8 protein-coding genes are annotated in these 6,821 nt (G+C 68.3%); 7 read left to right on the forward strand and 1 reads right to left on the reverse strand.

The features are described 5' to 3' along the window. Nucleotides 1–23: 23 nt before the first annotated feature. From A5696_RS25245 to A5696_RS25260, 4 genes are read left to right on the forward strand one after another with little or no spacing between them, the layout of a single operon-like run. Nucleotides 24–1,427 carry a class I adenylate-forming enzyme family protein gene (locus tag A5696_RS25245; RefSeq protein ID WP_067883700.1) on the forward strand — a complete coding sequence of 468 codons (1,404 nt, stop codon included), beginning with the start codon at nt 24–26 and terminating at the stop codon, nt 1,425–1,427. After that, the gene (locus tag A5696_RS25250; RefSeq protein WP_067883701.1) at nt 1,405–2,310 is read left to right on the forward strand and encodes an acyl-CoA dehydrogenase family protein; all 906 of its coding nucleotides are present in this window, start codon (nt 1,405–1,407) and stop codon (nt 2,308–2,310) included. Before A5696_RS25245 ends, A5696_RS25250 begins: the two co-directional genes overlap by 23 nt. Then, nucleotides 2,297–3,394: an acyl-CoA dehydrogenase family protein gene (locus tag A5696_RS25255; RefSeq protein WP_067883702.1), complete on the forward strand. Its 1,098-nt coding sequence runs from the start codon at nt 2,297–2,299 to the stop codon at nt 3,392–3,394. Before A5696_RS25250 ends, A5696_RS25255 begins: the two co-directional genes overlap by 14 nt. Next, complete coding sequence (locus A5696_RS25260; protein WP_067883703.1) at nt 3,395–4,162, forward strand: enoyl-CoA hydratase/isomerase family protein; 768 nt, start codon at nt 3,395–3,397, stop codon at nt 4,160–4,162. It begins immediately after the preceding gene. 16 nt (nt 4,163–4,178) lie between these two features. Here the strand turns inward: A5696_RS25260 and A5696_RS25265 are convergent, their stop codons facing one another. Beyond that, nucleotides 4,179–5,048 carry a proline iminopeptidase-family hydrolase gene (locus A5696_RS25265; RefSeq protein WP_369803393.1) on the reverse strand — a complete coding sequence of 290 codons (870 nt, stop codon included), beginning with the start codon at nt 5,046–5,048 and terminating at the stop codon, nt 4,179–4,181. A 141-nt stretch (nt 5,049–5,189) separates the two neighbouring features. Here A5696_RS25265 and A5696_RS28985 point away from each other — a divergent pair, with 141 nt between their 5' ends. From A5696_RS28985 to A5696_RS25275, 3 genes are all read left to right on the forward strand, one after another. Continuing rightward, on the forward strand, nt 5,190–5,327 hold the full coding sequence (locus A5696_RS28985; protein WP_304442260.1) for a hypothetical protein: 138 nt from the start codon (nt 5,190–5,192) through the stop codon (nt 5,325–5,327). A 7-nt stretch (nt 5,328–5,334) separates the two neighbouring features. Continuing rightward, a complete protein-coding gene (gene meaB / locus A5696_RS25270) occupies nt 5,335–6,210 on the forward strand; it encodes a methylmalonyl Co-A mutase-associated GTPase MeaB (protein ID WP_067883704.1) in 876 nt (291 codons plus the stop codon). 61 nt (nt 6,211–6,271) lie between these two features. Beyond that, nucleotides 6,272–6,646, forward strand: a complete 375-nt coding sequence (locus tag A5696_RS25275) for a limonene-1,2-epoxide hydrolase family protein (protein ID WP_067883731.1) — start codon at nt 6,272–6,274, stop codon at nt 6,644–6,646. Nucleotides 6,647–6,821 lie beyond the last annotated feature (175 nt).

Below are 6,821 nucleotides of genomic sequence, written 5' to 3' on the forward strand. Positions count from 1 at the left end.
GTGGACTGCTGGAAGGAACGGACGTGACCGAGCCGCCGGCGCTCGTGTTCGAGGAACGGCGGTTCAGCCTGTCCCAGCTCGACGCGATGGCCGACGGGTTGGCCGCAACCTTGACCAAGGACGGTGTCACCGCCGGTCGCCGGGTCGCGGTCATGGCGTCCAACCGGCCGGAGTTCGTGGCCGTCCTGCTGGCGATCTGGCGGCTCGGCGCCACGGCCGTCCTGCTCAGCCCCGCGTGGAAGCGCGACGAGGTCGACCACGCGCTGGGGCTCACCGATCCGGAGCATGCGGTCGGCGACCATCCGGTGCTGGCCGGCCTGCTGCCCATGCTGAGCCTCGACGAACCGATCCCGGCCGGGGAGCCGGTCTCCGGTTCGCTGCCGCCTCGCGCCGACGCGGTGCTCGCCTTCAGTTCCGGCACCACCGGTCTCCCGAAGGCGGTGCGGCACACCCACGCCGCTTTGCACGAGGCCGTGGACCACTGGCGCGCGGCCCTGCAGCTGACCCGGCACGATCGGATTCAAGTCGCCACGCCGCCGTCACACATACTCGGGCTGCTCAACATCCTCACCGCGTTGCGGACCGGCGCCCGGATGCGGCTGCATCCGCGATTCGACATCGACCAGATGCTGCGATGCATCGAAAAAGACCGCGTCACAGTCGAAATGGCGGTCGCGCCGATCGCGCTGGCGATCGCGTCGCATCCCGCCCTCGAGTCCTACGACCTGTCGTCGCTGCGCTTCATCATGTGGGGGGCGACGCCGGTGAGTCCCAGCGTCGCCGAGGCCGTGACCCGCCGGACCGGCGTCGGTTGGGTGCCGGCCTACGGAGCCACGGAACTGCCTGTGATCGCGTGCAATCCGGTGCAGGGGGCCCGGCTCGACTCGGTCGGGCGCCCCGTGCCCGGGGTCGACGTGCGGGTGGTCTCGCCGGAAACCGGCCGGCCCGTCGGCGCGGGGGAGGTGGGGGAGATCCAGGCCCGCTCGCTGTCGCTGATGGCGGGATACCTGCCGGCCGCCGCAACCGCCGAGGCCATGCGCGACGGGTGGTACCGGACGGGTGACGTCGGCGCGCTCGACAGCGACGGTTGGCTGCACATCACCGACCGGCTCAAAGAGATGATCAAGGTGCGCGGTTTCCAGGTCGCACCGGCCGAGATCGAGACCGTGCTGCACAGCCATCCGGCCGTCAAAGACTGTGCGGTGTTCGGCGTTCCCGACGGCGTCAACGGTGAGGCGATCGTGGCCGCCGTGGCAGCCGACGGTCCGGTGCGAGCGGCCGAGCTGACCGGCCTGGTGGACGAGAGGCTAGCTTCGTACAAACGCCTGAGCCGCGTTGTGTTCGTGGACGATATACCGCGCCTGTCCTCGGGCAAGGTGCTGCGCCGAGCGTTGAAGGAGACCTATGGATGTACGTCTGACGTCTGAACAGCGGCAGCTTCGTGACGCCGCCGCCAAGCTGGCGGACGACCTCGGGCTCGGGGCGGTGCAGGATCTCGACGACGAGGGCCGAATCAGCAGGCTGGACAAGCAGATTCAGACGACCGGCTGGCGGGCGCTGCGCTCCGACGGTGCCTCCGGCGTCGAGGTGGCCGTCGTCGCCGAAGAATTCGGGCGCCGGCTGGTCGACGCGCCGTTCCTCGGGCCGGTGCTGGCCGATGACCTCACCCGGCACGTCGGCGCCGACAGCGCGGGAGCGACCGTCGCGGTCGACGACCGGGCGATCGACGCGCGCGGCGCGCGACGGGCCTTGTCGCTCTGTGGCACCGGCGTTCTGGCGGCGGGCGTGGCGGCGGCGCGCACCGGCGCCGACCTGACGCGAGCCGAGGCGGAGCTGGCGGGAGCGCCGGCCACGCTCGGCGAGGTGAACCCCGACGTCGCAGCGCGATGGCTGGCCCTCGCGCTGGTCACTACCACCGCGGACCTTGTGGGCATCGCCCGTGGCGCGCACGCGGTCGCCTGCGACTACGCGAAGATCCGCGAACAGTACGGCAAAACGATCGGTTCATATCAGGCGATCGCGCACTTGCTGGCCGAAAGCCTTGCGCTGATCGAGGGTTCGGTCAGCGTGTTGCGTCACGCCGCATGGGGAGTCGACGAACTCGCGCCCGCCGAAGCCATCCGGGCCGCACAGATTGCGAAGGTGTACTGCGCGCGCGCCGCCCGCACGGTGTGCGAGACCGCCGTACAGGTCCACGGCGGCATCGGCAACACCTGGGACTGCCTGGTCCACGTCTACCTGCGCCGGGCGCTGACATCAACCGAACTCTGGCCCGTGACGCTGAAGGAGATCGACTTTGGACTTTCGTGACTCGGCCGACGAGGCCGCCTTCCGGGAACGCCTTCGTTCCTGGCTTGCGTTGCACGCCAAGCAATATGCCGGCTCCGGAGACGAATACTGGCAGCGCATGGCCGACTGGCATCGGGACCTGTACGACAACGGCTTCTTCGGTCTGTCGTGGCCGCGCGACTACGGCGGCCAGGAGTTGGCGCCCGTGTACGACGTCATCGTCGACGAGGAGCTGGTCCGGGCCGGCGCTCCGCCGCGCCCCAGCGTGGGCTACCTGGTGTACGGGATTGGTCGCCATGGCAGCGACGAGCTGCGCAAGCGGTTCCTGCCCGGCATCATCAACGGCACCGAGCGGTGGTGCCAGGGTTTCAGCGAGCCGGGCGCCGGCTCGGACCTGGCGTCGCTTACCACCACGGCCACCCTCGAGGGCGACACCTATGTGGTGCACGGGCACAAGATTTGGACCAGCTACTCCGACGTCGCCGACTGGTGTCTCCTGCTGGCCCGCACCGACCCGGGGGCCAAGCGCCACCGGGGCCTGTCGGCGTTCGTGCTCAACATGAAACAGCCTGGCGTGCAACAGCGGCCGTTACGCATGATTAACGGGGTCACCAACGAGTTCGGCCAGGTGTTCTTCGACGGCGCCACCGTGCCCGCGGACCGGATGGTCGGGGCGCCCGGTGAGGGCTGGGCGGTGGCCATGACGGTCGTCGGCCACGAACGCGAACCCTCCACGCTGGGCTACGCGGCCCGCTACGGCAAGCTGGTCCGAAACCTGTTCGCGCGTAACAGCGATTCTGGAGGCCCCATATCCGAGGAGCTCGCGTGGGCGGCAGTCGAGTCGGAGATGCTGACGCATCATGTCCGGCGACGGCTGTCCGAGCAGTTGGACGGGGTCTCGCACGGCCCCGAGGGGTCGCTGGACAAGCTGCTGATGACGTGGGTCGAGCAGTCCGTCGGTCACGCCGCGCTGGCGGTGGCCGGGACCCGTGACCCCGACCTGCTCAGCGCCTACCTGTACAGCCGCGCGCAGAGCGTGATGGGCGGGACCTCACAGATACAAAAAAACATCATCGCGTCGCGAATCTTGGGATTGGGAGTCTGAATGTACGACATGCCGGCCGAAATCGACGTCCGCGCCGACGGCCCATTGCGAATCATCACCCTGAACCGCCCCGACGACCTCAACGCGGTCAACGACAGCCTGCACGTCGGCCTCGCGCGGTTATGGCAGCGGTTGACCGACGATCCCGCGGCCCGCGCCGCGGTGATCACCGGGGCAGGCAAGGCGTTTTCGGCCGGCGGCGACTTCGCCTACCTCGCCGAGTTGTCCCAGGACGCCGATCTGCGCGCCAAGACCATCCGGGACGGCCGCGAGATCGTGCTGGGGATGGCGCGCTGCCGGATTCCCGTGGTGGCGGCCGTCAACGGGCCGGCCGTCGGGCTGGGCTGCAGCCTGGTGGCGCTGAGCGACATCGTGTACATCGCCGAGAACGCCTTCCTCGCCGACCCGCACGTGCAGGTGGGGTTGGTGGCCGCCGACGGCGGACCGCTGACCTGGCCGCTGCACATCAGCCTGCTGCTCGCCAAGGAGTACGCGCTGACCGGCACCCGCATCAGCGCGCAGCGCGCCGTCGAACTCGGACTGGCCAATCACGTGGCGGCCGACCCCGTCGCGGAGGCGATCGCCTGCGCCGAAAAGATTTTGGAGCTGCCCCAGCAGGCGGTCGAGAGCACCAAACGGGTGCTCAACATCCATTTGGAGCGCGCGGTTCTCGCAAGCCTGGATTATGCGCTGTCCGCCGAGCACCAGTCGTTCACGACGGAGGACTTCCGGACGATCGTCGCCAAGCTGAATGCCGGCAAGAACTGATCGCTGATGCCGCGAGCTACGCTCGCGAGTCGTGGTGCCGTAGGAACTCGCGCATCACCGAATCGAACTTGTCCGGCTCCTCGATGAAGGGCATGTGAGCGCTCGACTCGAACAACTCGAACCGTGACCCGGGGATGCGTTGGTGCATCTCCCAGGCGTGCTCGGGCACGCACTCGTCGTACCGCCCCGTGACAACCAGCGTCGGCAAGGCGATCTCGCCCAACCGGTCGAACACGTCCCAGTCGCGGATGTTGCCGACGATGTGAAAGTCGCTCGGGCCGAACATGGTCTCGAAGACATCCGTGCCCATGTTCCTGAACGCTTCCTCGAGTTCCCTGGGCCAGGGACGCACCCGGCACAGGTAGGTCTCGTTCCAGGTCCGGATGGCGGCCTGGTATTCGGCCGAATAGGTCGTGCCCGCCGCTTCGTGGCGGTCGATGGCCGATTGCGTCGCCGGGTCCAGCTCGGACTTCAAGCGCGCCACCATGTTCGAGAACTCGGGTATCGACGCGATGCTGTTCGAGATCGTCAGGCTGACCGCGCCCGAGGCCACGTCGAGCACGTACTGCTGCGCGAGCATCCCACCCCATGAGTTGCCGAAGATGTGAAAGCGGTTGAGTTCCAGCGCCTTCACCACCGCGTCCATCTCGGCGACCGAGCGTTCCATCGTCCAAAGCGCGGTGTTGGACGGCCGTCTCGACTTTCCGCAGCCGAGCTGATCCCAGAACACCACCTCCCGCTCGTCGGCCAACCGTTCGAGCGAACTCAAGTAGTTGTGCGGAAGACCCGGGCCGCCATGGACGACGAGCAGCGGAAGACCGGGGCCGCCGCCGGCCCGCTTGAACCAGACCTTTCCGCCTGGGACCGAGACCATGCCGTGGGTCATCCCCCCACCATCGCAAATATGTGGCCATCCCGCGCCGGTGACGCGCGGGTTCGAACGGCTCCTGCTCCTTGCAACTCCCACTCTCGCAATGAGAGAATAGTGTTCTCATCAGTATGCGCTGCCCGAACCCGGAGAAGACCCGTGCCTGAAGCCGTCATCGTGTCCGCCCTGCGCACCCCGATCGGCACCGCCCGCCGCGGTGGGGGATTAGGCGTCGCGGCGATGTGCGCCGGCGGTGGAATGGGTTCGGCGACGGTCATCGAGGTCGCCGCGCCATAATGCGCACATGACCATCGCCGACCTGATCGCGGGTGCGCGCAACGGGTCTCCGCGCGCGGCGGGCCGGCTGCTCAGCCTGGTGGAAGGCGAACGCCGCGACGAGGTGCTGGCGAGCATCGGACCGTCGGCGGTTCGAGTTGTCGGCATCACCGGGCCGCCGGGTGCGGGCAAGTCGACGACGGTCGGTGCCCTGGTCGGCGCCTACCGCGAGCGCGGCTCCAGGGTGGCGGTGCTGGCAGTGGACCCGTCGTCGCCGTTCAGCGGCGGCGCGCTGCTGGGCGATCGCATCCGAATGACGGCCCACATCAACGACTCCGACGTCCTGATCCGGTCGGTGGCCACCCGCGGTCACGTCGGGGGCCTGGCGGCCGCGGTTCCGGCGGCCATCCGGCTACTGGGCGCCATCGGATACGACGTGGTGCTGCTGGAGACAGTCGGAGTGGGCCAGTCGGAGATCGAGATCGCCGCCGTCGCCGACCCCACCATCGTCGTCCTCAACCCCGGGGCGGGCGACGCGGTGCAGGCCGCGAAGGCCGGCGTGCTCGAAGTCGCCGACATCGTGGCCGTCAACAAGGCCGACCGGGAGGGCGCCGAACAGACGGTGCGCGACCTGCGCGCCGAAACGAGAGCCCCGATAGTCAGTCTCGTCGCCGCCCGCGGCGAGGGCATCGCCGATCTGGTGGCCGCGATCGACGATCACCATCGCACCGACAGCCGGGAGCGCCGGGTGGCGCGGGCCCGCGCGCAGATGCTGTCGCTGGCGCAAACGCTGCTGCGGACCCGGCCGGAGCTCGACAAGCTCGCCGAGGCGGTGGCCGACGGGCGCGACGATCCCTACTCGGCGGCCGCAAAGCTGTTGTCACCCACGCCTGACCCGGAATAACTCAAGACCGCCACGGCCTTAAGGTCTTGATTTGCCGCATAGCGCTGTGTTGCATGAATACATGACACGTTCGGCCGATGAGCTGGTAACCGAATTCTGCAAACGGTGGGCATCACCCGATCCTGACGAGCTAGCCGGTTACTTCACCGAAGATGCCGTCTACCACAACATCCCGATGCAGCCCGTGCAAGGTCGGCAAGCGATAAGGGATTTCATCGCGGGCTTTCTCGCCGCATTCGACGGGATCGACTTCAACGTGCACCGGCAGATCAGCGACGGGCCGCTGGTGATGAACGAGCGAACCGACGTGATGCGCCGCAAGGACGGCGAAGCCGTGCCGTTGCCCGTGATGGGGGTTTTCGAGGTGCACAACGACCGCATCGTCGCGTGGCGTGACTACTTCGACATGGGAGCCATCACCAGAGCGTTCGGCTGAAAACGGACCCGGCTCAATCGGGTTCGTCGTCGTCCGCGTCGCGGAGGAATCGTTCGGGGTGGTGGTAGCTGTTGGTGCGTGGCTGCCCGCGGTCCAGGTGCGGGGGCGGGATCCATTCGGTTTCGCCGCGGGCGTTGGTGCGGGTGGTCCAGCCTTGTTCGGCGAGTCGGTTGTC

Origin of the sequence: Mycobacterium sp. E2699 (assembly GCF_001666745.1) — a bacterium.
Lineage (GTDB): Bacteria > Actinomycetota > Actinomycetes > Mycobacteriales > Mycobacteriaceae > Mycobacterium.